The sequence below is a fragment of the Pseudonocardia kunmingensis genome (assembly GCF_006716445.1).
Lineage (GTDB): Bacteria > Actinomycetota > Actinomycetes > Mycobacteriales > Pseudonocardiaceae > Pseudonocardia > Pseudonocardia kunmingensis.
Map to the genome: position 1 here is coordinate 412,755 of NZ_VFPA01000003.1, position 23,855 is coordinate 436,609.

Below are 23,855 nucleotides of genomic sequence, written 5' to 3' on the forward strand. Positions count from 1 at the left end.
AGTGCGTAGGCCAGGTCGGCCATCACGGTCCTCCTCTGCCGCGCCACCGTGGTCGCGGCGGAGGCAAGGATGCGGCGGCTCCGGGGGCCGCGGCAGTGGTCCTGACGCGTTCCTAACGACCGTGTGCCGCACGTCATCGGGGGCCCGGCGAACGCGGCCGGGTCCGGCGTTCAGCAGGCGGCGGTGAGCAGGGCGGTCAGGTCCAGGTCGTCGCCGTGCACGTCGGCCAGCCAGCCGTCGTGGACGTACTCGACGACGTGGCCGTCGGTGTCGAGCAGGGCGATGCTGCCCGGGACGATCTGCTGGCGCGGGTTGACCGGCTCCGGGCTCCATTTCGTGCGCACCGGCGGGACGAGCTGGGCGAGCGTGTAGGAGACGGTGTCGCCGTGGTACCGGGGACCGTTCTCGTGGTGGTAGTGCCCGCCGACGTGCAACCGCGGGAGGTGCTCGATCAGCGCGGTCATCCGCGCCGAACCCTGCACCTCGCCGCGCATGTTGCGCGACAGGCCGTACGGGCCGTCGTGGGTGACCAGGATGTCGACGCTGCCGGGTGCCGCGGCCAGCGTCCGGGCGAAGGCCTGCTCGTCGTAGTCGAACGGCGTGCCGGGCGCCTCGATCCTGCCGAGGAAGGCCACCCGCTGCCCGGCGACCTCGACGATCTCCCCGCACTGCACGTGCCGGTACGCGCCGAGCGGGTCCACCGGGACCAGCGTGTCCCCGGCCGCCGCGTGCAGGCCGGCGAGCCAGTCGTGGTCCTCGTGGTTGCCGCTGACGAAGGTGAACGGCGGGACCTCGGCGAGCGCGCGCCGCACCCCGTCGGCGAGGGCCGGGGACGGGTCGAGCAGCCGGAAGAAGTCGCCCTGCGCCGGGGTCGTGGCCGCGAAGCGGCGGGTCGGCTCGTCCCAGCGGTCCGCCGAGGGGAACGCGCCGAGGTCGCCGACCTGGACCACGGCGTCGAGGGTGATCCCCCGGTGGCGCTGCAGCAGCACCGCGGCGCCGAGCGCGTGCAGGACGCAGCCGTGGACGTCGCCGAAGAAAGCGATCTTCATCGGTCCGTTGTACGACCCATGTCGGGGCGAGCGTAGGGCCGAGCGGGTGGTGCGGCCACGGTGATGTCCAGCGGTGGCGCCCCCCACCACTACTGGCAGCGCAGGCGGCGTCCGCTCACAGCAGCAGGTCGTCGACGGATCGCCGTCCGGTCGGCACGGCCGAGCGGCCGCGCGGTGCCTGCCCCGGATAGCCGAGGGAGAAGCACCAGCGGACCTGCCAGCCGTCGGGAGCGCCGAGCAGCCGGCCTGCTCGCTCCACGTTCTCGTCGGGGCAGAGGGTGGCCGGGCAGCAGCCGAGGCCGGCGGTCGTCGCGGCCATGACGACGCTCTGGGCGACCCGCCCCACGTCGAAGCCGGTGTCGCGCCTGCCGTCGTCCGCCGCGAGGAGCGCGAGCACGCAGGGGGCACCCCTCAGGTGCTCGGCGTAGGCACCGAGTCGGGCGAGGGCGGAACGCGTTCGCGGGTCGGTGACGACCGCGAACCGCCACGGCTGGCGGTTGCGGGCCGAACCGGTCCACCGCGCCACGTCGATGATGGCGCGGACGGTCTCGTCCGGGACCGGCCGATCGGCGAAGGTACGCACGGCGCGCGCGGCCACCAGGCGTCGGAGGGTGGCGAGTTCGAGGTCGGCCACGGGCGTGGAAGCTACGCCGCGCGATCTCTCGATGCTACGAGCCGGCCCATATCGTCGGCATATCGAGAACCTGATACGGGCCGGCAACACCACGCCGCATTGACTGCGGGCATGACCCACCGCGGATCTGCACGAGCAACGGCCCGATCGCTGTCGTCCTCGTCGCCCCGCCTGCTGCTGGCCGCCGTCGCCCTGGTCGCCCTGACCGGTGCGGGCTGTGCGAACACACCTGCCGAGACCGGTGACATCGGCGATCGGGCCGGCCCCACCGGACCCCCTCCGGGTCCCGCCGAGCTGCAGGAACTGCTGGAGGAACGCCGCGAGTCCTCCCGGTGCATGCGCGAGAACGGGGTGGAGGACTTCCCGGATCCGGACGCCGACGGGCACGTCCTGTACTACGGCGACGACCCGGACATGATGTCCGCGAGCGAGAAGTGCGACGCCCTCCTGCCCGAGGGCCGGGGCTGATGAACCGGACGACGTGGGCGCCGGCGGGAGCGGCCGGCCCGGTCGCCGCAACCCGCGACGACGATCCCTTCGGCGACCGCTTCCCGACGCAACCCATCGCGTTCGGCCCCCGCCGGGGAGGGCTCGCCCTCGAGGACCGGCGCACCTGGGCTCCCGGAGCCGCGGACCGGCGCACGTCGACGGCGTACCGGCGACCGCCTCCGTCCCGGCACCACCCCGCCTCGACCGGCGGCGCGTCCCCCCGGGAACCGGCGCGGCGAGCGGCCCGCTCGCCGCGGTTGACGATCCTCATCGCGGTGGCGGTGGTCATCGCCGCCATGATCGGGGCCCTCGGGCACCGGACGTGGACGTCCTCGTTCCCTTCTGCGGCGCCCGACCCCGGCAACGGCCGCCCCAGTGCCCCCAGTGGTCCGCTCGGCGTGCGCGACGGCGCCGTCCCCGAGGGCCTGACGGTCTTCGACGACGACGTCCCTGCCGTGGCCAACCTCGACGCGGGTCTGCTCCGGGCCCTGCGCCAGGCCGCGACCGACGCCGCGGACGACCGGGTGGAGCTCGTCGTCAACAGCGGCTGGCGTTCCCGGGAGTACCAGGAGCACCTGCTCGACGAGGCGATCTCGAAGTACGGCTCGGAGGAGGAGGCGGCCCGGTGGGTCGCCACCGCGGACACCTCGTCGCACGTGTCCGGGGACGCGGTCGACGTCGGGCCCACCGCTGCCGCGGCCTGGCTGTCCGAGCACGGCGCCGAGTACGGGCTGTGCCAGATCTACCGCAACGAACCCTGGCACTACGAACTGCGCCCGGACGCCGCCGATCGCGGTTGTCCGCGCATGTACGCCGACCCCACGCAGGATCCGAGGACGCAGAAGTGACCAGAATGCTCGGCAACCCCCCGCCCGCCACCCAGCCGATCCTGGCCGCCAGCGCGCGGGGTCTGACCAAGACCTACGGCCGGGGCGACACCGAGGTGCACGCCCTGCGCGGGATCGACCTCGACCTCCCGCGAGGGCGGTTCACCGCGATCATGGGGCCGAGCGGGTCGGGCAAGTCCACGCTGATGCACTGCCTGGCCGGGCTCGACCAGGCCGGCGGCGGCACCGTCACCGTGGCCGGCACCGACCTCGGGACACTCGACGACGACGCGCTCACGACCTTCCGCCGCGAGCACGTCGGCTTCGTGTTCCAGTCGTTCAACCTGCTGCCGATGCTCACCGCTCTCCAGAACATCCTGCTCCCGCTGGAGCTGGGGGGCGTGCGGATCGACGACGCGACCCGCGAACGCGCGCACACCCTCGCCGAGACCCTCGGCCTGGCCGACCGGCTCGGGCACCGGCCCGCGGAGCTGTCCGGCGGCCAGCAGCAGCGGGTCGCGATCGCCCGGGCCCTGTTCACCCGACCGGACCTGGTGTTCGCCGACGAGCCCACCGGGAACCTGGACAGCACCACGTCGGTGGAGGTGCTGGAGCACCTGCGCCGGTCGGTGCGTCACCTGGGCCAGACCGTCGTGATGGTCACCCACGACCACACCGCGGCGGCCCACGCCGACGACGTGATCACCATGCGGGACGGGCGGATCGTCTGATGCGCACCGTCGTCCTCGCCTCCCTGCGCACCCATGCCCGCCGCTACGTCGCCGCGGCGATCGCGGTGACCGTCTCGGTCGCCTTCGTCGTCGCGATCGGCGTGCTCACCGCCGGCGCCCGTGCCGGACTAATGGAGAAGTCCGGGGCGCCGTACCGCGGTGCCGACCACGTCGTCAGCGCTCCCGAGCACGGACCCGAGCCGGGACCGCCCTGTTGCCCCGGAACCCTGGACACGTCCGACGCGATCGCACTCGTCGAGCGCCTCGGCGACAACGCGTCCGGCCTCGGCCGGGTCGACCTGCCGGCGCACCGGGAAGGCGGCGCCCCGCTCGGCTCGGGCGAGCGCCGGGGCGAGACGTCCGTGGGGCCGATCGCGGCCGCGGAGGAGCTGCGCTGGCAGGAGCTCGTCTCCGGCCGCTTCCCGGCGCGTACGGGCGAGGCGGTGATGCACGTGTGGGACGCCCAGGCCCAGGAGGTGTCCGTCGGCGACCGGATCCGGGTCGGAGAGGGCGCCGGCGCGACCGACCTGGACGTGGTCGGCCTCGTGGAGTCGCCCACGACCTGGACCCAGGCCTCGATGTACGTCACCTGGCCGCAGTACGTGCAGTGGCGTGACAGTCCCACCTGGCACGTGGGGAGCGTGGCGGTGCGCGGGGAGGTCGGTCAGCTCCCGGAAGGCATGACCGTGCAGCCGGTGGCGGAGTACGTCTCGGAAGGCCTGGCCGGGCTCAACAACGACGTGGACGCCTTCGCGTTGATGGGTCTGCTGTTCGCCGGCGTCGCGCTCGTCGTCTCGGTGCTGGTCGTCGCGAACACGTTCTCCATCCTGTTCGCCGGGCGCCTGCGCGACTTCGCCCTGCTGCGCTGCGTCGGCGCGACCCGGCGGCAGGTGCTGGGCTCGGTACGCCGGGAGGCGGCCGCGGTCGGGGCGCTCGCATCGCTGGCCGGGACGCTGGGCGGCCTCGGACTCGGCTACGGCCTGCTCCCCCTGATCAACGCCCTCACGGCGACCACCGCGTTGGCCTTCCCCGCGCCGCCCGTCCCCTGGTTGCTGGGCGGGTGCGCCGTCGGCCTGCTCGTCGCGACGGTCGCGTCCTGGCTGCCGACCCGGCAGGTGGTCCGGGTGAGCCCGCTGGCGGCGCTGCGACCGCGAACCGCGGTCGGCGTGCACACCGCCACCGGCCGGGCCCGGCTGGCGCTCGCCGCACTCCTGCTGGTCACCGGGCCGGCGGTGCTCGCGATCGCGATGCTCGGCGACAGCACGCTGCTCATGGTGGCCGGCGGGGCATCGGTGTTCACCGGCGTCCTGCTGGTCGGGCCGGTGCTCGTCCCCCGCCTGATCCGGATCACCGGCACGCTGCTCGGCCCGCGGGCGGGACTCGCCACCCAGAATGCCGTGCGCAACCCCCGCCGGACCGCCGCCACCACCGCGGCCCTGCTGGTCGGCGTCACCCTCACGACCGCCGTGCTCACCGGGATGGCCACCTGGCGGGCGGGGATGGACGAGGTCCACATCCGGCACAACCCCATCGACGCCGCGCTCACCTCCCTCGACGAACCGGTCACCCCCGAGCTCCTCGACCAGGTACGCCGCACCCCCGGCGTCGAGCAGGCCACCGCCGTGGACGGCGCCGTGGCCCGGATCACCGGGTTCGACGCACCGATCCCGGTCCTCACCGCGCCGGCCGCGGCGCAGGTGGCCCGCGACGGCGGGGCGTTCGCCGCGGGGGTGGAGCCCGGGACGATCCGGCTCGACCTGGGGTCCTTCGTGGACCCGTCCGTCGAGCCCGGCGACCAGGTGACGGTGCACGTCGGCGACCGCCGGGCCCAGCTGCGGCTCATCTCCGTCGGCTCGGGCCAGGCCGGCGTGGTCGCGCCCGAGACCCTGGCGCAGCTCACCGACACCCCCGCACCGCACGTCATCTGGGTCCGCGCCGCCGCAGACGCCGACCCGCTCGCACTCGTCGACGACCTGGACGGGCTGGCGGACGCGGCCGGCGTGCAGCTCGAGGACCACCTGCAGGCCCAGGCGGCGGCCGACCGGGAGCGGGACATCCTCGCCGGGTCGGTGGTCGGCCTGCTCGGCGTCTCCGTGGCGATCGCCCTGACCGGGATCGCGAACACCCTGGGGCTGTCCGTGCTCGAACGCGCCCGCGAACACGCACTGCTGCGCGCGCTCGGGCTCACCCGCAGGCAGCTGCGCCGGATGCTGGCCATCGAGGCGGTGCTGCTGTCGCTGGTGGCCACCCTGCTCGGCACCGCGATCGGCGTCGGGTTCGCCTGGGTGGGCTACGAGACGTTCGTGACGCGCGCCCTCACCCGCGCCACCATGGTCATCCCCTGGCCGTCGCTCGGCGCCGTCGTCCTCATCGCGGTACTGGCCGGCCTGCTCGCCTCGGTGCTCCCGGCCCGCCGCGCCGCCGGGGTGACACCGGCCGCGGGGCTGTCCCTCGACTGAGGCCCTCGTCAACCGCTCGGCCTGCGGATTCTTCGGCGGCAAGGTCTACATCAACGGACAGGTCAGCCAACCGACCGAGGCGCCACCCCGCCCTCTAGCCCCTCTGGAGGGTGTATCACTAGGGGCGCCCGGTAGTGGACGACGAGACGTCCGAGGAGATCGCAGAGGCGCGCCGACTACAGCAGGAAGCGGAGCGCGTGCAGAAGGAGGCGGCCGCCAAGGCACGACTGATCGCCCGCCAACTGCAGGCACGCGGGCTCACCGGCGCCGACATCGCCAAGGTGCTCGGGGTGTCACCGCAGCGCGTATCGCAGCTCGTGAAGTCAGGGCTGGGTCGTCGCAGTGGGTCGCACGCGAGGAGCTTCTCGAGCGACAGGGTGCGGTAGCGTCGACTCGGCAGCCCTGGGCAACCTTCGACGTTACCGGCTTTCCCTCCCTGGAACGCTGTGCGAGTGGACCTCCGTAGCCTGACGACGCAGGTAGAGCGCGTTTCCCGCCACTACGCCGAGAGGTTCGGTATCACGCGCAGCAGTGATTGGCACCTCTTGAAGCTTCACGAGGAGGTCGGGGAACTGACACAAGCGCACCTCATGAGGCAGGGCCAGTCACGGCAGAAGGGGCTGAGCGCCGCAGACCTCGATGCGCGATTCGCCGCTGAGATCGCCGACGTCGTCTGCCATGCACTACTCATCGCCGCCCACCACTCGATCGACGTTCAGGGCGAGATCGAGCGAAAGTGGTTGTCGCGGATGCCTTGAGCGCCGAGCGCGTTGGCGTATCAGACTCCTCCTCACCCACCTCGGGCTCCGACCGATCCAGGAGGCCGGCGGCCAGCTCATCCGCTCATCACGCAGACGAACCTGCGCGCGCGTCACCGCCCGGCAGACGACAGGCTTCGACGGCGCCCTCGATGTCGCCCAGCTCTGCCCCGGACGGGCGGGTGGTGGCCCTCGGGTAGGCCGACGGGACGCGCCCGCCCCGCCGTCCCGGAGGCCTGCCCGCCCGGCGAGGGCGCTCGTCGACGTAGCCACCCCTGATCGCCGGCGTGTGGGTCAGCCCTTCGCCTCGCGGACGTCCGTTCCGTGCTCGGCGAACGCCTTGAAGTCCTGCATGTGCACGCGCGACTGCTTGCGGAAGGCACCGCGCATGAACGGCACCACCAGTCGCATCGGCAGGCTGTTGAACCGGTATTCGTTCTCGCTCTCCCAGTGCGTCGTCTCCGGACCGGCTTCGGTCAGCCGCTCGCGCGCGGCGCTCCACATGCCCTTGGCGACGATTTCGCGTTCGAAGTGCACGACGCCGTCTCTCGGGATCGCGTGCAGGTCCGCCGGTTCCCGGCGCGTGATGGTCTCGGTGAGCTCCATCTTCCGCTGCCCCATCTGCATCACGACGCGCGACTCGGTACCGACCTGCCCGTGCATCCCGTTCAGCGGCTCGTGCAGCACCAGGCCGCGCAGCCACTTCGGCAGCTGTGCGGAGTCGGCGAGCAGCTGGACCACCCTCTCCCGCGGCAGGGCGATCTCGATCGAGACGGTGTACTTCATGTCGAAGTGCTCCCGGTTCCTCGCGGATGGATGCACGCTAGTGGCTTCGCCTTTGTCAGCCCAGCCTCATACGTGTCCGCTGCCACCAGCGCGTGGCCGGGGTTGCGGCGGCCGCCGCAGCCGTAGCCGAGGCAGCAGGCCGGCGGCGAGGACGTCACACGGTGCGGTCGAGCGCCAGCAGCGGGAGAACCTACGCGGTGATGCCCCGGCCCAGCAGCGACAGCCCATGGGCGGTGAGCCAGACCGCGGGACTGCGGCGCACCTCACCGGTCATCGACCGGTGCGGACCAGCCGCTTCGTGCTCCGCCGGAACGCCCAGACGACGACGAGCGCGGCCAGGATCGTCAGCGGCGTCCCCATGGCGACGCGCGCGATGCCCAGCCCGGTCGTGCTGTCGGCGATGTAGAGCCACTGCTGGACCGCGAACCGCGCGCCGAGCACCAGCGCTGCGGCGAGCGTGGCCAGGTCGTGCGCCCGGCGGACGGCACCATCGGCCCGCCAGTCGTACTTGCCGCCGTGCACCAGGTTCCAGACGACGCCGGTCAACGGACGGCGGGCCAGCACCGATCCGAGGGTGGCCACGAACCCGGCCAGCGACAGCCAGATCCCGATCGCGAAGAAGTCCCGAGCCGAGCCCGTCACAGCCACGAGGGCAGCGGCGACGGCCACCCCGAGCAGGCTCCCGACCGCGGTGGCGAACCGCTCGCCGCGCAGCAGCCGGAACCCGAACAGGGCCATGCCCGAGGCGAGGGCGACTCCGATCGCGGGCGGCAGCGACAGGAAAGCGTTTGCGGTGACGAACACGATCACCGGGACCGTCGAGTAGACGAAACCCGCGGCGCCGCCCATCTGGGCCAACAGGGTCGACGCCGGCTCGCCCTCGCCCGATGCTCCCGTGGCCGCGTCGGCCGACGGCGACGGGGTCGTGCCGTCGTGCCAGGGGGCGCGCGGAGCATGCGCGGAGTGCCGCTCGTCGGGCATCGGATCCTCTTCCAGATCGGTCCTCTGTGGTGGACGCCCACGCAACCCGGTGCCGCAGCGGCACACTCAAGCCGCTGTGAGCAAGAGCACGCCCAGGCCAGCCCTCTGCCCGTCGCCGTCGCCCGTCGCGCACCGCGCCTTGCCGTGCCGCAACGGCACGCGCTTCTCTCGCGACGTCCCCCACGACACCGGTGACCGCCGAGCCGATGGATGCCACAGCTGCGTCGAGCTCGGCCTGCCGCCGACCGGTCAGGAAGACGTGCGCCCCCTCGGCGCCAGCCGCTCCACGGTCGCCAGCCCGATCCCGGTGCCGGCGCCGGTCACCACGGCCGTCCTGCCGTCCGGATGGCGAACGGCGGACGGCATCGACGTCCTCGGCGCCGACACGTCGTCCACCGGGCGGTGCACCGTCCTCCGACTTCGGTCGGACGGTTCGAGCCCGTCGACGGTTCCGCGGAACCAACCGGCCTCCCTACGTTCGCAGCGAGCCCTGGGCGCCCCGAACGAGCGAAGATCCAGCTGGGACCACCTGTTCGGGGGTTGAGGGTGCCGCGACGGCATGTTGTCCGCTGGCGTCCGCATCAGTGATCAAGACCGCTCCCGTCCCGAACGGAAGAGGAAGCGTGCAGCGACGACGTATCCGGATGGTGATCGCAGCGGTGGGGCTGCCGCTGCTCCTGGTGGCCACAGCGTGCGGCCGGCCGGGCCCGGCCGGGGTACCGCAGGAGACGGCCTCATCCGCGCCGGACCTGACACAGTTCCACGACCAGCAGCTCGCGTTCGAGCCGTGTGCCCCGTACGCGACGACCCTTGCCGACGAGGCGCTGTTCGCGAACGAGCGGTTCGACTGCGCCCGGATGCAGGTCCCGCTCGACTACGCCGACCCCGACGGCCCCCGGGCCGAGATCGCCCTGCTGCGGATGAAGGCCCGGGGCGAGCGGATCGGATCGCTGGTCGTCAACCCGGGCGGCCCCGGTGGTTCGGGGATGGGCCACGTCGCAACGATGGCGCCGACCCTGGACCCGATGCCGATCGGGGAGCGATTCGACGTCGTCGGGTTCGACCCCCGCGGCGTGGGTGCCACCACACCCCGGGTGGACTGCTTCACCAGCGCCGAGGACGACCGCGGCGACGGCTTCAACGGCACCCTCACCCCTGAGGACGTCCCCGACGCGCGGGCGGCGGAGACGATCGCGCAGCGCTGCGCCGACAGCGCGGGCGGCGAGCAGGCGCTGGTCCACATCGGCACCCGGGAGACCGTCCAGGACCTGGACGTGCTGCGCGCGGTGCTGGGCGACGAGCAGCTGTCCTTCCTCGGCTACAGCTACGGCACCGAGCTCGGCGCGGTGTACGCCGAGACGTTCCCGGACAACCTGCGGGCCATGCTCCTCGACGGCGCCATCGACCCCGAACTGTCCGGCGTCGAGTTCACGGTGTCCCAGGCCGCAGGGATCCAGCGAGCCTTCGACGGGATGGCCGCGCAGTGCACCAGCGGCCCCGACTGCCCGCTGGGCACCGACCCGACCCGGGCGGTCGAGACCTACCACGCACTCCTGCGCCCGCTGCAGGACAACCCGGTGCCGACCACCGACGGACGCGCCCTGACCTACGAGGACGCCGTGACCGGTGTGTTCGCCGGGCTGTACTCCGAGGCCCTGTGGCCGGTCGTCCTGCGGGGACTGTCGGAGGTGGCGGACGGGCGCGGCGACATCCTGCTGGCGCTGCACGACCTGTACGCCCAGCGCGGCCCCGACGGACACTACGGCAACATGCTCGAGTCGTTCCGCTCGATCCGGTGCATGGACTGGCCCCGGCGCACCCCGGCCGAGCAGGCCGACCAGCTCCGCCAGGTCCGCGAGGCCGCTCCGATCATGGACGACGGCACCCCGGTCACCGAGAGCTACCACGAGTGCGCGGCCTGGCCGGAGCCGCCGAGCCGGACCGGGCCGTTCGTCACCGGCGACGTCGACGTGCCGCCGATCCTCGTCACGTCGGTCACCGGTGACCCGGCGACACCCCACCAGGGCGGCATCAACCTGGCCCGGACCCTCGGCGGCACCCTGCTGACCGTGGACGGGGCCCAGCACGGGATCGCCCTGTTGGGGCAGAGCCCGTGCGTCGACCAGATCGCGACCGACTACCTGATCGACCTGACGCTGCCGCCCGCCGACGCACGCTGCGAGCAGTAGCCGGCCTCTCCGCAACCCGAGACGGATTGTGCGCAACTCAGCTGCTTGACCGTGCCGCAACGGCCGGGTGTGACCTGGCACCCCACGGTCAAGGACTTCGAGGGGGATCCAAGAATGATTTCCATCGGCGCCGAGGACTACGCGCGCGCTGAGTCGATGCTCGCGCCGTACCGGAAGCAGGCGGTGCCGGGCGCGTCCGTGGCGCCGCAGTGGCTCGCCGGCGGCCGGCGCTTCGTCTACGAGGTCGGCGGCCGACACGTGCTGGTCGACCCGGCGACGGGTACGCGTCGCGACGCGTTCGACCACGCCCGGCTCGCGGCCGCGCTCTCGCTGGCGTCCGGGCACGCGGTGGACGCCGCCGACCTGCCCGTGATGCTGCTGGAGTTCGAGCTCCCCGGACGCGACGAGGACGTGGTGCGCTTCTTCGCCTTCGGCGAGAACTGGGAGTTCTCCGGCGACGACGGCACCTGCGAACGGGTCGAGGGCCCCGGGCTGCCCAGCCGGGTGGAGCTGGTGTCCCCGGACAAGGCCTGGGCCGCGTTCACCCGCGACGGGAACATCTGGGTTCGCTCGCAGGACGGCGGCGAGGAGTTCGCGCTCACCGAGGACGCCGAGCCCGACCACTCCTACGGGGCCATGCTCGACTGGGCCGGGATCTTCCAGTGGCGGGCGCTGGGCATCGACCCGCCGTTCGTCGCCGAGTGGTCGCCGGATTCCACCCGGCTGCTCACCCACCGCCTCGACCAGCGGGGACTGCCCGAGCAGGTGCTGGTGGAGTCCGCCCCCGCCGGCGGGGGCCGCCCGGTGGAGCACCGGCTGCGCTACCCGGTGCCGGGCGACGAGCAGGTCGCGACGATGTCCTGGGTGGTGCTCGACGTCGCCGCTCGCACCGTCGTGCACCAGCAGGATCCGCCCACCCCGATCGTGCACACCACCAGCCGCGCGTCGCGGTGGTGGGTCGGGGACTCCGTCTACTTCCTGCGGTACGCCCGTGACGCACTGACCCTCGAGATGCACCGCCTCGACCCCGCCACCGGGGCGAGCACCCTGGTCGTCCAGGAGACCGGACGGACCTGCGTCGACCCGGGAGCCTCTACCGTCGAGCCCGCGCAGGTGCAGGTGCTGGACTCCGGGGAGATCCTCTGGTGGTCCCAGCGCGACGGGTGGGGACACCTGTACCTCTCCTCACCGGACGGCGGGAAGCACGTCCAGGTCACCTCGGGCGAGTGGCTGGTGCGCCGCGTGCTGTGGGTCGACGAGGACGCCCGCCGGGTCTGGTTCCTCGCGAACGGGCTCGACGAGACCGACCCCTACCTGCGCCAGATCTGCCGCATCGACCTGGACGGGACGGGCTTCACCCGGCTCACGGACGACGAGTTCGACCACGACGCGATCAGCCCGCCCGAGGGCGGGTACGTCGTCGACCGGGCCTCGACCGTCGCGACGCCTCCGCGGTCGTCGGTGCTCGACGGGGACGGCCGGGTACTGGTCGAGCTCGAGGCCCCCGACACCGCCGCGCTGGCGTCCCGCGGCTGGGCACCGCCGGAGCGGTTCCGGGCCACCGCGGCCGACGGCCGGACCCCGGTCTACGGGCTGCTGTGGCGGCCGCACGGGTTCGACCCGGATCGGCGCTACCCGGTGATCGACCACGTCTACCCCGGGCCGATGGTCTACCGCGCCTCCCCTGCCTTCGACGCCCCGCCGTTCACCGGGGAGGCCGAGGCGCTGGCCGCGCTGGGGTTCGCCGTCGTCGCCGTCGACGGGCGGGGCACCGCCGGGCGCAGCAAGGCCTTCCACGACCACTCCTACCGCAACTTCTCGGCCGCCGGGTTCCTGGTCGACCACGTCGCCGCGATCCGCCAGCTGGGCGAGCGCCACCCGTGGCTGGACACCGCCCGGGTCGGGATCACCGGCAGCTCCGGGGGCGGGTACGCCACCACGCGAGCGCTGCTCGCCCACCCCGAGTTCTTCGGCGTCGGCGTCGCCCGGGCCACCCCGAACGACATCGGCAGCTACTACCCCTACTGGGGCGAGCGCTACTACGGCGACCTCGACGACGACGCCCGGCGCGACCTGGACAACGCACACCTCGCCGCGAACCTCCAGGGCCGGCTGCTGCTGATCCACGGCGAGCTCGACGACAACGTCCTGCCCGCCCAGAGCCTGCGCCTGGTCGACGCGCTGGTGAAGGCCGACAAGGACGTCGACATGCTCGTCGTCCCCGGCGCCGAGCACCTGTTCAACGGCAGCAAGCACTACGTCCTGCGCCGCACCTGGGACTACTTCGTCCGCCACCTGCACGGCGCCGAGCCACCCTCCTACCGCCTCACCCCGCTCCCGCCGAGCCTGCCCGTCTGACCGCAGCTCCACCTCGCGTAAGGATCGTCGTGTCCACCTCTCCTCAACCCGTCGCAGGGCCGATCGCACCCACGCCGGCGTCGCAACGCCTGCTGGCGCCGGACCTCGCGCGGGGCGTGATGCTGCTGCTCATCGCGCTGGCCCACTCCCGTCAGCTGCACGCCGGGGGCAACTCGCTCACCACACCCGCCGGCGGTGGCCCCGTCGACGTCGCCGTCCAGTGGCTCCTGACGTCCTTGGTGGACGGGCGCGCCGCCCCGCTGTTCGGGATCCTGTTCGGCTACGGCCTCGTCCAGATGACCCGGCGCTACACCGGCCTCGGCGGCGACCCGGCGCAGGCCCGGCGACTGATCCGCAGGCGCGGGGTGTGGCTGATCGTCTTCGGCATCGCCCACGTCGTCCTGCTCTACAGCGGGGACGTGATCGGCGCCTACGGTGCGTTCGCAGTGATGTTCGCCGGGGTCGTCTCCTGGTCGAGCCGTCGGATGTGGACGGTCATGGCGATCACCCTCGTCCTCGGGGTCACGGCCGCCTCCCTGCTCCAGATCCTGACCCCCTCCGACGCACCACTCGCCGTGGGCCCCACCCTGCTCGACAGCGCGATCATGCGCACCTCAGCGCTCCCGGTGCTGCCGATCGCCGCAGTGGGGATAGCACCGTCCGTCCTGATCGGAGTCCTGGCCGCGCGGATGCGGCTGCTCGAACAGCCCGACCGCTACCGGCCGCTGCTGCGCCGGTTCGCCCTGATCGGCTTCCCGGTGGCAGTGCTCGGCGCGCAGCCCGTGGCCCTGCAGGCCGTGGGCCTCTGGACCCCCGCCTCCCCCGGCACCGACGCGGCCGGCCATGCGGTGTTCGCGGCCACCGGCATCGCCGGCGGGCTCGCGTTCCTGGCCGCGATCGCACTCGCCGCCTACCGACTCGGTGACCGGCGAGGACCGGTCACGACCGCGCTGGTCGCATGCGGCCGGCGCTCGATGACCTTTTACATCGCCCAGTCACCGGTCTGGCTGGTCGCCACCGAACCATCACTGCTCGACCTCGGCGGGAAGCTGGGCGCCGCCACCGCCGCCGGGGTCGCCGTCGCCACCTGGGCGGGCACCGTCGTCATCGCCTACGCCCTGGACCGCACCGGGCAGCGTGGCCCGTTCGAGGCTCTCCTACGACACCTGACCTACCGCACCCGCTCTGCCCGCCAACCTGCCGCGTGACTCCGGACGACCAACCAGTCGCGCACAAGTGCCGCGACCCGGCAGGTCGATGTCGTCGAGGGGTTCACCGACTGTCGGCCGATCAGGGGAGCTGCAGGTCCCGGAGCTGTCGGCGGGAGGTGATGCTCAACTTGCGGAAGATGCTGCGCAGGTGGGCCTCGATGGTGCGCGGGCTCAGGAACAGCTGCGCGCCGACCTCCCGAGAGGTCGCCCCGGTGGCCACCAGTCGTGCGATCGTCAGCTCCTGCGCGGTGAGCGCGTCCGAGGGCTGGGCGGACCGGCCGCGTGCGTGCTCGCCGGTGGCGCGCAGTTCGCGGGCGGCCCGCGCGGCGAACGCTTCCGCGCCCATGCCCGACAGCAGCTGGTGGGCGGTGCGGAGCTGTTGGCGGGCGCCCTGGCGGCGGCCCTGCCGGCGCAGCCACTCGCCGTAGACGAGATGAGCGCGGGCCAGCTGGGTGACCATCCGGCATTCCCGGAGCCGCTCGATCGCCTCGCGGTAGTGCTCGTCGGCCGCCGGGCCGCTGCTGACCAGTGCCCGTGATCGCGCTGCCAGCCCGAGCCCCCACGGTGTGCCGCTGGCCAGCGCCCGTGAGCTGAGCTGGTCCAGCGCATCGGCCGCTCGCTCCGGTTGGCCGGTGCGGCATGCGGCTTCGATGAGCTCGGAGTGGGCCAGGTTGCTGTGGGTCAGCTCGTCGGACTCGAAAGCCCGTGTCGCAGCGGCCAGAGCCGCTGGGTAGTCGCCCAGCCCGTTGTGCAGGACCGCCATGGCGTACTGCGCCAGGGCGTACTCGGTGCCACGCCCGCGGCCGGCAGCTTCCCGGACCATGGTCGCGTGGATCTCGGTGCTCTCGTCCGAGCGACCGCGCCAGGCAGCCAGGATGAGCCGGCCATGGAGCAGGGGCACGGTTCTGGTCGCGGCCGCGATCGCGGTCTGCTCGGCGGCCCGGGAGAACTCACCGGAGAGCACCAGCACGACGGACTGGACGAGGAGTGCTGCGGGGAGCGTGGCCAGCGCGCCGGCCTCACGGGCCAGCCGGACATGGCTGGCGGCCAGCGCGTGGACCATCTCGTCGTCGAAGACCGACATCGCGGTTCGGCTGGCCAGCCACAGCCAGCGGCGGTTGTCGCTGTCGTTCGCGCCGTGAGCGTCTCGCTCGTCGTGGGCGAAGGCGTCCAACGCCCGCCGCAGCCCGGGCACCCCTGCCGCGTAACCCTGCGTGAACGTCGTCACCAGCCCGTCGAGCAACAGGTCCGCCGGCCTCGGCGACTCCGGTGATGCGGGCGCGGCCCGGGCGGCTTCGGCCACCGCCCGCACGCCGCCGCCGGGGCCGACGCCGCCGGTGACGATCGCCGCATCGAGCGCGTCCAGGTAGGTCTCCCGGGACAGCGCCGGGTCCAGCGGGGCGAGGCTCCTGGCGGCGTCCAGCAGCATCCGCGGCCCCTCGCCGCCTCTCGCCAGGTGGAACGCGATCTGGGCGCGCAGCAGCTCGAGGCGGGCCTGCGCCACCGCATCCAGCGGCCCGGTCGCCGCGACCGTCAGCAGCTCGCGCGCGGCCTCGGACGCACCGGCCTCGTGCTTGGCGTGCGCAGCCTGAAGGGCCCGACCCGCCCGGACGGCCGGCTCGGGGGTCAGCTCGACCGCGCGCTGGAGGAACGCCGCCGCGGCGGCCAGCCCGCCACGGGCCCGGGCCCGTCCGGCTGAACGCTCCAGCTCCGCGGCGACCTCCTCGTCGGTGCCCACCACCGCCTGCGCCCGGTGCCAGGCGCGCCGGTCGGGGTCGACCTGCGGGTCGGTGACGGCGGCCAGCGCGCCGTGCGCTCGGCGCTGGTCGGGCGGGGTGGCCGCCCGGTAGACCGCCGAGCGCACGAGCGGGTGCCGGAACCGCACCCGGCTGTCGAGCTCCAGCAGCCCGGCGGTCTCCGCGGGCGCGGCCGCCTCGTGGGCGATCCCCAGCTCCGCGGCTGCGCGCCACAGCAGCGCCGCATCGCCGGTCGGCTCGGCCGCGGCGACCACCAGCAGCAGCTGCGAATCGGGCGGCAGGTTGCCCGCGCGACGCAGGAAGCCGTCCTCGACCCGGCGCGCGACGCTCACCACGTCGGGCAGCTCGTGGCCGCCCGCGAGCTGCACCTCCGGCGCAGCCCGGGGTAGCTCCAACAATGCCAACGGATTGCCGCGCGCCTCGGCCACGATCCGGTCTCGCACCACGTCGTCCAGCGGCGCGCGGACCGCGGTGGCCAGCAGCGCCCGGGCGTCGGACTCCCCCAGCCCCGCCAGGCGCAGCTCCGGCAGTCCGGCGAACGGCTCGATGGCGGTCACGCCGGGATCGCGCAGCGCGAACACCATCACCACGCGCTCGGCCGCCACCCGCCGGGCCACGAACGCCAGGACCTGGGCGGACGCCTGGTCCAGCCACTGCGCATCATCCACCACACACAGCAACGGCCCGTCCTCGGCCACCTCGGCCAGCAGGCTCAACACGGCCAGCCCGACCAGGAACCGGTCCGGTGCAGCACCCTCGCGCATCCCGAACGCCACCCCGAGGGCGGTCTGCTGCGGCTCGGGCAGCGCCGCCGCCCGCGCCAGCATCGGTGCGCACAGCTGGTGCAGGCCCGCGAACGCGAACTCCGCCTCGGCCTCCACCCCGGCCGCGTCCTCGACCCGGAACCCGGTCGCCACGGCGGTCTCCCGCAGGTGCTGCAGCAGAGCGGTCTTGCCGATGCCGGCCTCACCGCACACCACCAGCACGCCGCTGTCGCCGCCCTGGGCCCGGGCCAGCAGCTGCTCGAGCGCCGCGTGCTCGGCGCGCCGTCCCACGAGCATCGCCTGGTCCTCCCCTGGCGCCGGCACGGGGCCGATCACGGTGATTGTCACCGACGCGAAGCTCGCGGGCGCGACCGGGTCGTCGAGATCTCAACCTCCCTCGCCGGCGTCGGGGTCGGGATCAGGGACTTCTACCGACGCGGACAGGGCGCCGTCCTCGCGAGTCTGAACCCAACAGCAGAGCGACCGGGAGCGAGCAACCGCCATGATCAGCACCGAGCCCGTCACCGTCGTCGTACGCACCGGCCGGGCCGGGCAGTACGCCGACTGGCAACTCGACCCCGAGTTCCCGCCGTCGTGGCACCGACAGGCCCTCTGCCGCGCGGTCGACACCGCGATGTTCTTCCCCGCCGACGACGAGCGCCCCCAGCAACGGCGGCACCGCGAGCGGACCGCGAAGGCGATCTGCGCCACCTGCCCGGTCCGCCAGCAGTGCGCCGTCCACGCCATGGCCCACCGGGAGCTGCACGGCGTGTGGGGCGGGCTGTCGGAGGCCGACCGCCGGCGCCGGCTCGCGCACCCCTGACCGCGCCGACGACACACGGGCCGACACGTACCCGCAGGTGCTCGCCACGACCTCACCGACGCGCAGTGGCAGCTGCTTGAGTCACTCCTGCCAGCGACGAGTGGACGTGGCCGGTCCCGAAAGTGGACCTAGTGTCCCCCACCGGAAGTCCGCCGAATAATTCGGCGGCCCAGCTCCACGCTGCGCGCACCGGTCGACGAGCCGAGTACGCCCGGTACGAGGCTCGCCGCCCGGCACACGCAGCGAGAACCTGGATCCACCGACTTTCCCAGCGAACTTCCGGCGGGGGACACTAGCGACAGCTGATCAACGTGGCGCGGTGATCACCGCCGGGCACCGCGGCGACAACCCGCAGTTCGTGCCGGTCCTGCAACGCGTCCGGGTGCGACGGCCGGGACGAGGGCGAGCCGGCTCGCCCCGAACCGGGAACGGCCCGCCCACCGCAGCCACTCCCACGAGAACCGGCGCCGAGCCGCCCCCTTTGCGGGTGAACGGAACACCAGAGCTGTCCATGCGAGATCGAACAACCCTGGTGTTCCGCTCACCCGCAAAACCGGGCCCCGCCCGGCAACCCGCGATGAAGGGACAGAGCGCGAGCACCCGGAGCCCCTCCGCCTGCACCGATTCGATACCTTCGCGAGCCAGCAGGCAACCCACGCCGCGCCCTTCGAAAGCCGGGCCGACCTCGGTGTGGACGAAGGCAACGAGCTCGGGCGTGCGGACGTACGGGGCGAACCCCGCGAGCGTCTCGCCGTCGCGGGCTTCGAACCGGTTCGCGATGCGGTCGTCGGTTACGGTGATCATGTTGTGTTCTCACAGGCTGGTTCGGTGCCACCGGAAGGGGTCGTCCTCCAGCGCCGGGCGGTCCCACTTCCCGAGGTCGGCGGCGGCTACGTAGGTGCTGTGGAGGAACTCGGCGACCGCGCGGTCGGGGTCGGGTGCCGCGCGGGCGACTTCGTAGGGCAGCAGGAACTGCTGGAGCTCGGTGTTGAAGTACGCGCCGTCGGGGCCGACCGGCTGGTCGGCGAACCCGTCGGGTGCGGGGTAGGCGTAGGAGTAGAAGGCGCCCTCCTCCCCACCGCCGGGCCAGAACCCGCAGCTGGACAGCTCCCGGGAGTAGCCCTCGACCATGACCCAGTCCCCGCAGTTGGGCACGCCGCCGGGGTGCGGCGGGGCCGGGCGCCCGGAGAAGCGGGTGCAGGCCAGGTCGAACGAGCCCCAGAAGAAGTGCACCGGGCTGACCTTGCCGACGAAGTGCGACCGGAACTCGCCGACCACCCGGTCCGCCTGCAGCAGCTGCCGCCAGAACAGCGCGGCCGCCTCACCGTCGTAGGAGGCGTGTTCGTGGTCCTCGGCGAAGGGGATCGCCGGGTCGACCTCGTTGGGGTGCGGCCGGATCGGTGCCTCGATCCCGAGCCTGTCCAGCTCGGCCATGATCCGCGCGTAGAACTCGGCGACCGGCATCGGCTGCAGCGGGAAGCCCTTCGTGCCGCCGTCGCTGCTGCGGACCTCGAGCCGGTGGGCGACGAAGTCGAACTCGATCTCGAAGGCTCCCGTGCGGTACGGGATGGTCGAGGTCGTCAGCCCGCGCGGGCTGACGTAGAGGGTGACCTGCCACCAGTGGTTGAGCAGCGGGGCGTGGGCCATGCGGATCTTGCCCACGATCTGGGTCCACATGTGCAGGGTGTCGCGGGTGTCGGTCCAGTCCGCGACCCGCAGGCTCGGCCAGGCCGTCGTCAGGCTCGTCATCGGTACTCCGGGTTGGCGTGGTCGGGGTGGGAGCCGGCGTCCCAGGCCGTGCGCTGGTTGCCGTAGGCCGGGATCCCACCGGCACGCCGCAGCATCGACGCGAGGTGCAGCAGGTTGTAGGTCATGAACGCGACGTTGCGGTTGGTGAAGTCGTTCTCCGGGCCGCCCGAGCCCTCGTCCAGGTAGGACGGGCCGGGCCCGACCTCACCGAGCCAGCCCGCGTCGGACTGCGGCGGGACGGTGATCCCGATGTGCTGCAGGCTGAACAGGATGCTCATCGCGCAGTGCTTGAGGCCGTCCTCGTTGCCGGTGAGCAGGCAGCCACCGACGCGGCCGTAGTAGGCGTACTGGCCGCGGTCGTTGAGCACCCCGGAGTATCCGTAGAGCCGCTCGATCACCCGGCGGGTCACCGAGCTGTTGTCACCCAGCCAGATCGGCCCGCCGATGACCAGGATGTCGGCGGCCAGGACCCGCTCCAGCAGCGCGGGCCATTCGTCGCTGTTCCACCCGTGCTCGGTCATGTCCGGGCGGACGCCGGTGGCGATGTCGTGGTCGACCGCGCGGAACTGGTCCACACCGACCCCGTTCGCCTCCATGATCGCCACGCTGCGGTCGATCACACCCTGGGTGTGGCTGCGGCTGGGGGAACGGTTGAGGGTGCAGTTGATGTACAACGCGCGCAACCCGGAGAAGTCGGGCTTCTCGGCCGGGTTCACGCCGCGTCCATGTCGGACGTGGTGCCGCGTCGCCCGCCCAGGTGCCGGGCGAGGTGCCGTTCGACGGCCCGGTACAACCGGAGTCGGTTCTCCTCGTTCTCGAAGCCGTGGCCCTCGTCCTCGGCGAGCAGGTACTCCACCGGGACGCCGCGCTCGCGCAGCGACGCGACGATGCGGTCGGACTGCTCCTGCGGCACGCGGACGTCGTTGGCGCCCTGGGCGACCAGCAGCGGGGTCCGGATCCGGTCGACCATGGTGATCGGCGAGCGGGCGCGCATGTCGGCCTCCTGCTCGGGCACGTCCGGGTCACCGACGTAGCGGTACCAGCTGTTGGCGTTGTAGCGGCGGGTGAACGGCGGCAGGGCCCGCACGGCGGTGACGAGGTCGGACACCCCGACGTAGTCGACGGCGGCGGCGAACAGGTCCGGGGTGGTCGTGATCCCCATGAGCGCGGCGTACCCGCCGTAGGAGACACCGAAGATGCCCACCCGGGCGGGGTCGGCGTAGCCCTGCGCGACCGCCCAGCCGACGGCGTCGGTGAGGTCGTCCTGCATGGCCCGGCCGAACTCGCCGACGGCCGCGGTCAGGTGGCGGCGCCCGTACCCGGTGGAGCCGCGGAAGTTGACCTGCAGCACCGCGTAGCCCCGGTTGGCCAGCAGCTGCACCTCCGGGTTGTAGCCCCACAGGTCCTGGGACCACGGTCCGCCGTGCACCAGCAGCACCATCGGCAGGTTCCGCGGCTCCACACCGAGCGGCAGGGTGAGATAGCCGGGCAGCTCGAGCCCGTCCCGGGCGGGGAAGCGCACCGGAGCCATCGGAGCCAGGTCGGCGGGGTCCAGGTCCGGGAAGGGCTGGAAGAGGCGGCGCTTCTCGCCGGTGGCGTGGTCGTAGAACCAGGTCACACCCGGCTCGCGGTCGTGGACGAACGTGGCGATCCACCGCCGACCGGACACGTCGGAGGACAGCGTGCCGAGCACCCCGTCGGACAGCGCCGCCAGCTCGGCGTGCACCGGCGCGAACTCCGGGTCCAGCACCTCGATGTGCGGGCGGTCGGCGACGAACCGGGCGGCGATCGGCTCGCCCGTGCTGCGGTTGGTGTACACCGCGGGCGGCAGCACGCCGGGGGCGAGGATGCCGAAGTTGTCCAGGCTCCGGCCCGGGACGTCGGCGACGACGGTCTCCTCGCCGGTCTCGCGGTCGATGCGGACCAGCCGCAGGTCGTCGCTGCCGGAGAAGGAGCCGACGAGCAGGCCGTCGCCACTCGGGGTGACCAGCTGCGGCTGCACGCTCAGCGGGTACTCGGCCCCGCCCATGCGACGCAGCGGTCGGGCGGCTCCGGTGGCGCGGTCGATCCCGGAGACGACGATCGTCCCGTCCTCCTCGGTCACGACCTGGAACGCGGGCTCCCCCCGGCGGTCGAGCAGCGTGCCGGCCAACGGATCGACTTCCTCGTGGTGGAGCACGACCTCGCCGGAGGCGATGTCGACGCGGAAGACGTCGATGGCGCCGCCGCGCGGGTTCATCCAGACCAGGACGGTGCCAGGCATCGTGGGCAACGGCTCGACGGCGAACACCCGCGACCCGGGCTCCATCGGGGTGAGGTCGAGGGCCGGGGCGGCCGGATCGTCGAGGGCGACGCGGTACAGGTGCCAGTCCTCGTTGCCGTCGGTGTCCTGCAGGTAGAGCAGCCACCGCGGGTCGTCGGTCCAGTAGTAGGTGGTGATGCCGCGGCGGGTGTCGGAGGTGACCGGGACGGCGTCGTCGTGGGTCTGGTCCACGCCGCGGACCCAGATGTTGCGCCGCCCGCGGTGCGGGGCGAGATAGGCGATACGGGTGCCGTCCGGGGAGATGGTGGGCACGATGAAACCGGGGTCGGAGAAGAACTCCTCGACCTCGATGAGTCTCGGCTGCGTGTCCGAGGCGGTCATATCTGTCCCTTCCGTAGGGCGGCGGGCAGAGCAGTCGGGCTCAGATCTGATTCGCGCCACCGTCGACGTAGAGGTTCGCGCCGACGACGTAGCTGCTCTGTTCCGAGGCCAGGAAGGCCACGACCGCGGCGGCCTCCTCGGGTCGGCCGAAGCGGCCCTTGGCGACGGTCGCGGCGACGTTCTCCTTGACGGCCCGGAAGGTCTCCTCGTCGCCGAACGCGGCGGTGCCCCCGGGAGTATCGATCCAGGCCGGCGAGACCACGTTGACCCGGATGCCACGGCCCTTGAGCTCGTTGGACCACGTCCGCGCGAAGGACCGGACGGCCGCCTTCGACGCCGCGTACGCGCCGAACGCCTCCACACCACGGTCGCCGGCGGTCGAACCGACCAGGACGATCGAAGCGTCGTCGTTGAGCAGCGGCAACGCCTTCTGCACGGTGAACAGCGTGCCTCGGACGTTGACCCCGAAGGTCTGGTCGAAGTGCTCCTCGGTCGTCTGTTCCAGCGTCACGAACTCGGCGACCGCCGCGTTCGCCACGAGCACGTCCAGCCCCTTGCCTCGGGCCCGGACCGCGTCGTAGAGCCGGTCCAGGTCGGCCACCTTCGAGATGTCGCCGGCCACTCCCGTCGCCCGGTCTGCTCCGATGGTCTTGACGGCGGCCTCCAGCTCGGCCTCGCGTCGCCCGGTGACGAACACGTACGCACCCTCGTCCGCCAGCCGTACGGCGGTGGCCAGGCCGATACCGGTGCTGCCCCCGGTGACCACCGACGTCTTGCCTTCCAACTGTCCCATGCCGGTGTCTCCATCACTCTCGATGCCGATCTGTTCGACACCTCTCGTCTCAGACTCGTGGTGCCGATGGCACCTTCGCGTCGGTAGAAGTCACGTATGGGGACACCGCGGTTCACGGACCTTCGGTACCGGAGCCGGAAGTCACGTCGAACCCCATCGACTCGTCCCGCCTCGGCCGGCGCCGGGGACCTGCAGCTCCTGACTGGACTCCTGCTCGGTCAGCGCATCCGACGGCCGGGCGGACCGGCTGCGCGGGCGCTCCCCCGTGGCGCGCGCGGCGAACGCCTGCGCACCCATGCCCGGCAGCATGTGGATGCCGGCCTACCGCCATTCCTGGCGTGGGCTCGGGGGTCGATTGCGGTGATTCTCACCGATGCGAAACCCGCGGGCGAGACCGGGCCGTCGGGACGCCGGCCTTCCCCGTGCCGCGCTCGGGGTCGGGATCAGGGACTTCCACCGACGCGGACAGGGCGCCTGCCTCGAGAGGCTGAGACCCGACAGCAGAGCGACCGGGAGCGAGCAACCGCCATGATCAGCACCGAGCCCGTCACCGTCGTCGTACGCACCGGCCGGGCCGGGCAGTACGCCGACTGGCAACTCGACCCCGAGTTCCCGCCGTCGTGGCACCGACAGGCCCTCTGCAACGCGGTCGACACCGCGATGTTCTTCCCCGCCGACGACGAGCGCCCCCCGCAACGGCAGCACCGCGAGCGGACCGCGAAGGCGATCTGCGCCACCTGCCCGGTCCGCCAGCAGTGCGCCGTCCACGCCATGGCCCACCGAGAGCTGCACGGCGTGTGGGGCGGGCTGTCGGAGGCCGACCGTCGGCGCCGGCTCGCGCACCCCTGACGCG

Annotated in this window: 20 protein-coding genes and 1 pseudogene; 11 read left to right on the forward strand and 10 right to left on the reverse strand. The window is 72.9% G+C overall.

From position 1 onward, the window contains the following. Positions 1-170 precede the first annotated feature (170 nt). Together FB558_RS24870 and FB558_RS24875 are read right to left on the reverse strand one after the other, a co-directional pair. A complete protein-coding gene (locus FB558_RS24870) occupies positions 171-1,049 on the reverse strand; it encodes a metallophosphoesterase family protein (RefSeq protein ID WP_142057366.1) in 879 nt (292 codons plus the stop codon). A gap of 115 nt (positions 1,050-1,164) precedes the next feature. Further along, on the reverse strand, positions 1,165-1,683 hold the full coding sequence (locus FB558_RS24875) for a nitroreductase family protein (protein ID WP_142057368.1): 519 nt from the start codon (positions 1,681-1,683) through the stop codon (positions 1,165-1,167). Positions 1,684-1,794: 111 nt separating this feature from the next. Between FB558_RS24875 and FB558_RS24880 the strand changes: the two genes are divergently transcribed. The 6 genes from FB558_RS24880 (at position 1,795) to FB558_RS24905 (ending at position 6,947) form a co-directional block, all read left to right on the forward strand. Next, complete coding sequence (locus tag FB558_RS24880) at positions 1,795-2,151, forward strand: hypothetical protein (protein ID WP_142057370.1); 357 nt, start codon at positions 1,795-1,797, stop codon at positions 2,149-2,151. Continuing rightward, positions 2,151-3,020, forward strand: coding sequence for a M15 family metallopeptidase (locus FB558_RS44725; protein ID WP_246106731.1), 870 nt, complete (start codon positions 2,151-2,153; stop codon positions 3,018-3,020). Before FB558_RS24880 ends, FB558_RS44725 begins: the two co-directional genes overlap by 1 nt. A 5-nt stretch (positions 3,021-3,025) precedes the next feature. Beyond that, positions 3,026-3,730 carry an ABC transporter ATP-binding protein gene (locus FB558_RS24890; RefSeq protein WP_142059047.1) on the forward strand — a complete coding sequence of 235 codons (705 nt, stop codon included), beginning with the start codon at positions 3,026-3,028 and terminating at the stop codon, positions 3,728-3,730. After that, positions 3,730-6,189 carry an ABC transporter permease gene (locus FB558_RS24895; protein WP_142057372.1) on the forward strand — a complete coding sequence of 820 codons (2,460 nt, stop codon included), beginning with the start codon at positions 3,730-3,732 and terminating at the stop codon, positions 6,187-6,189. Before FB558_RS24890 ends, FB558_RS24895 begins: the two co-directional genes overlap by 1 nt. A 134-nt stretch (positions 6,190-6,323) precedes the next feature. Then, entirely contained in the window at positions 6,324-6,575 is a 252-nt protein-coding gene (locus FB558_RS24900) for a hypothetical protein (RefSeq protein ID WP_142057374.1), read from the forward strand. Between the two features lie 66 nt (positions 6,576-6,641). Continuing rightward, a complete protein-coding gene (locus FB558_RS24905; RefSeq protein WP_142057376.1) occupies positions 6,642-6,947 on the forward strand; it encodes a nucleoside triphosphate pyrophosphohydrolase family protein in 306 nt (101 codons plus the stop codon). A 294-nt stretch (positions 6,948-7,241) separates the two neighbouring features. Here the strand turns inward: FB558_RS24905 and FB558_RS24910 are convergent, their stop codons facing one another. Together FB558_RS24910 and FB558_RS24915 are read right to left on the reverse strand one after the other, a co-directional pair. Next, the gene (locus FB558_RS24910) at positions 7,242-7,733 is read right to left on the reverse strand and encodes an SRPBCC family protein (protein WP_142057378.1); all 492 of its coding nucleotides are present in this window, start codon (positions 7,731-7,733) and stop codon (positions 7,242-7,244) included. A 270-nt stretch (positions 7,734-8,003) separates the two neighbouring features. Then, positions 8,004-8,714, reverse strand: a complete 711-nt coding sequence (locus tag FB558_RS24915; RefSeq protein ID WP_142057380.1) for a DUF3159 domain-containing protein — start codon at positions 8,712-8,714, stop codon at positions 8,004-8,006. A gap of 644 nt (positions 8,715-9,358) precedes the next feature. On the opposite strand from FB558_RS24915, the gene FB558_RS24925 reads away from it, so the two are divergent. The 3 genes from FB558_RS24925 (at position 9,359) to FB558_RS24935 (ending at position 14,469) form a co-directional block, all read left to right on the forward strand. Further along, the gene (locus FB558_RS24925; protein WP_142057382.1) at positions 9,359-10,903 is read left to right on the forward strand and encodes an alpha/beta hydrolase; all 1,545 of its coding nucleotides are present in this window, start codon (positions 9,359-9,361) and stop codon (positions 10,901-10,903) included. A 114-nt stretch (positions 10,904-11,017) separates the two neighbouring features. Next, the gene (locus FB558_RS24930) at positions 11,018-13,261 is read left to right on the forward strand and encodes a S9 family peptidase (protein ID WP_142057384.1); all 2,244 of its coding nucleotides are present in this window, start codon (positions 11,018-11,020) and stop codon (positions 13,259-13,261) included. A gap of 29 nt (positions 13,262-13,290) precedes the next feature. Then, complete coding sequence (locus FB558_RS24935; protein WP_142057386.1) at positions 13,291-14,469, forward strand: DUF418 domain-containing protein; 1,179 nt, start codon at positions 13,291-13,293, stop codon at positions 14,467-14,469. An 82-nt stretch (positions 14,470-14,551) separates the two neighbouring features. On the opposite strand, the gene FB558_RS24940 is transcribed toward FB558_RS24935, so the two are convergent. After that, positions 14,552-17,341: an ATP-binding protein gene (locus FB558_RS24940; protein ID WP_281288679.1), complete on the reverse strand. Its 2,790-nt coding sequence runs from the start codon at positions 17,339-17,341 to the stop codon at positions 14,552-14,554. 154 nt (positions 17,342-17,495) lie between these two features. Here FB558_RS24940 and FB558_RS24945 point away from each other — a divergent pair, with 154 nt between their 5' ends. After that, complete coding sequence (locus FB558_RS24945) at positions 17,496-17,816, forward strand: WhiB family transcriptional regulator (protein WP_142057388.1); 321 nt, start codon at positions 17,496-17,498, stop codon at positions 17,814-17,816. A 582-nt stretch (positions 17,817-18,398) separates the two neighbouring features. Here FB558_RS24945 and FB558_RS43400 read toward each other — a convergent pair. The 5 genes and pseudogenes from FB558_RS43400 to FB558_RS24975 form a co-directional block, all read right to left on the reverse strand. After that, positions 18,399-18,620: pseudogene (locus tag FB558_RS43400) on the reverse strand (GNAT family N-acetyltransferase); the annotation flags it as partial. A 9-nt stretch (positions 18,621-18,629) separates the two neighbouring features. Beyond that, positions 18,630-19,565: a DUF5996 family protein gene (locus FB558_RS24960; RefSeq protein WP_142057392.1), complete on the reverse strand. Its 936-nt coding sequence runs from the start codon at positions 19,563-19,565 to the stop codon at positions 18,630-18,632. After that, complete coding sequence (locus FB558_RS24965) at positions 19,562-20,281, reverse strand: flavodoxin family protein (protein WP_142057394.1); 720 nt, start codon at positions 20,279-20,281, stop codon at positions 19,562-19,564. The genes FB558_RS24960 and FB558_RS24965 overlap by 4 nt, the downstream gene beginning before the upstream one ends. Continuing rightward, positions 20,278-22,209 (reverse strand): S9 family peptidase, encoded by a 1,932-nt coding sequence (locus FB558_RS24970; RefSeq protein WP_142057396.1) that lies wholly within the window; start codon positions 22,207-22,209, stop codon positions 20,278-20,280. Before FB558_RS24970 ends, FB558_RS24965 begins: the two co-directional genes overlap by 4 nt. Positions 22,210-22,249: 40 nt before the next feature. Next, positions 22,250-23,002 carry an SDR family NAD(P)-dependent oxidoreductase gene (locus FB558_RS24975; RefSeq protein WP_142057398.1) on the reverse strand — a complete coding sequence of 251 codons (753 nt, stop codon included), beginning with the start codon at positions 23,000-23,002 and terminating at the stop codon, positions 22,250-22,252. A 528-nt stretch (positions 23,003-23,530) separates the two neighbouring features. Here FB558_RS24975 and FB558_RS43405 point away from each other — a divergent pair. Beyond that, positions 23,531-23,851 (forward strand): WhiB family transcriptional regulator, encoded by a 321-nt coding sequence (locus FB558_RS43405; RefSeq protein ID WP_170231518.1) that lies wholly within the window; start codon positions 23,531-23,533, stop codon positions 23,849-23,851. Positions 23,852-23,855 lie beyond the last annotated feature (4 nt).

Bases quoted from the DNA above. Each gene is read 5' to 3' on its own strand.
- FB558_RS24870 (WP_142057366.1), bottom strand. From the start codon at position 1,049: ATGAAGATCGCTTTCTTCGGCGACGTCCACGGCTGCGTCCTGCACGCG.
- FB558_RS24880 (WP_142057370.1), top strand. From the start codon at position 1,795: ATGACCCACCGCGGATCTGCACGAGCAACGGCCCGATCGCTGTCGTCC.
- FB558_RS44725 (WP_246106731.1), top strand. From the start codon at position 2,151: ATGAACCGGACGACGTGGGCGCCGGCGGGAGCGGCCGGCCCGGTCGCC.
- FB558_RS24890 (WP_142059047.1), top strand. From the start codon at position 3,026: ATGCTCGGCAACCCCCCGCCCGCCACCCAGCCGATCCTGGCCGCCAGC.
- FB558_RS24895 (WP_142057372.1), top strand. From the start codon at position 3,730: ATGCGCACCGTCGTCCTCGCCTCCCTGCGCACCCATGCCCGCCGCTAC.
- FB558_RS24910 (WP_142057378.1), bottom strand. From the start codon at position 7,733: ATGAAGTACACCGTCTCGATCGAGATCGCCCTGCCGCGGGAGAGGGTG.
- FB558_RS24915 (WP_142057380.1), bottom strand. From the start codon at position 8,714: ATGCCCGACGAGCGGCACTCCGCGCATGCTCCGCGCGCCCCCTGGCAC.
- FB558_RS24925 (WP_142057382.1), top strand. From the start codon at position 9,359: ATGGTGATCGCAGCGGTGGGGCTGCCGCTGCTCCTGGTGGCCACAGCG.
- FB558_RS24930 (WP_142057384.1), top strand. From the start codon at position 11,018: ATGATTTCCATCGGCGCCGAGGACTACGCGCGCGCTGAGTCGATGCTC.
- FB558_RS24945 (WP_142057388.1), top strand. From the start codon at position 17,496: ATGATCAGCACCGAGCCCGTCACCGTCGTCGTACGCACCGGCCGGGCC.
- FB558_RS24960 (WP_142057392.1), bottom strand. From the start codon at position 19,565: ATGACGAGCCTGACGACGGCCTGGCCGAGCCTGCGGGTCGCGGACTGG.
- FB558_RS24970 (WP_142057396.1), bottom strand. From the start codon at position 22,209: ATGACCGCCTCGGACACGCAGCCGAGACTCATCGAGGTCGAGGAGTTC.
- FB558_RS24975 (WP_142057398.1), bottom strand. From the start codon at position 23,002: ATGGGACAGTTGGAAGGCAAGACGTCGGTGGTCACCGGGGGCAGCACC.
- FB558_RS43405 (WP_170231518.1), top strand. From the start codon at position 23,531: ATGATCAGCACCGAGCCCGTCACCGTCGTCGTACGCACCGGCCGGGCC.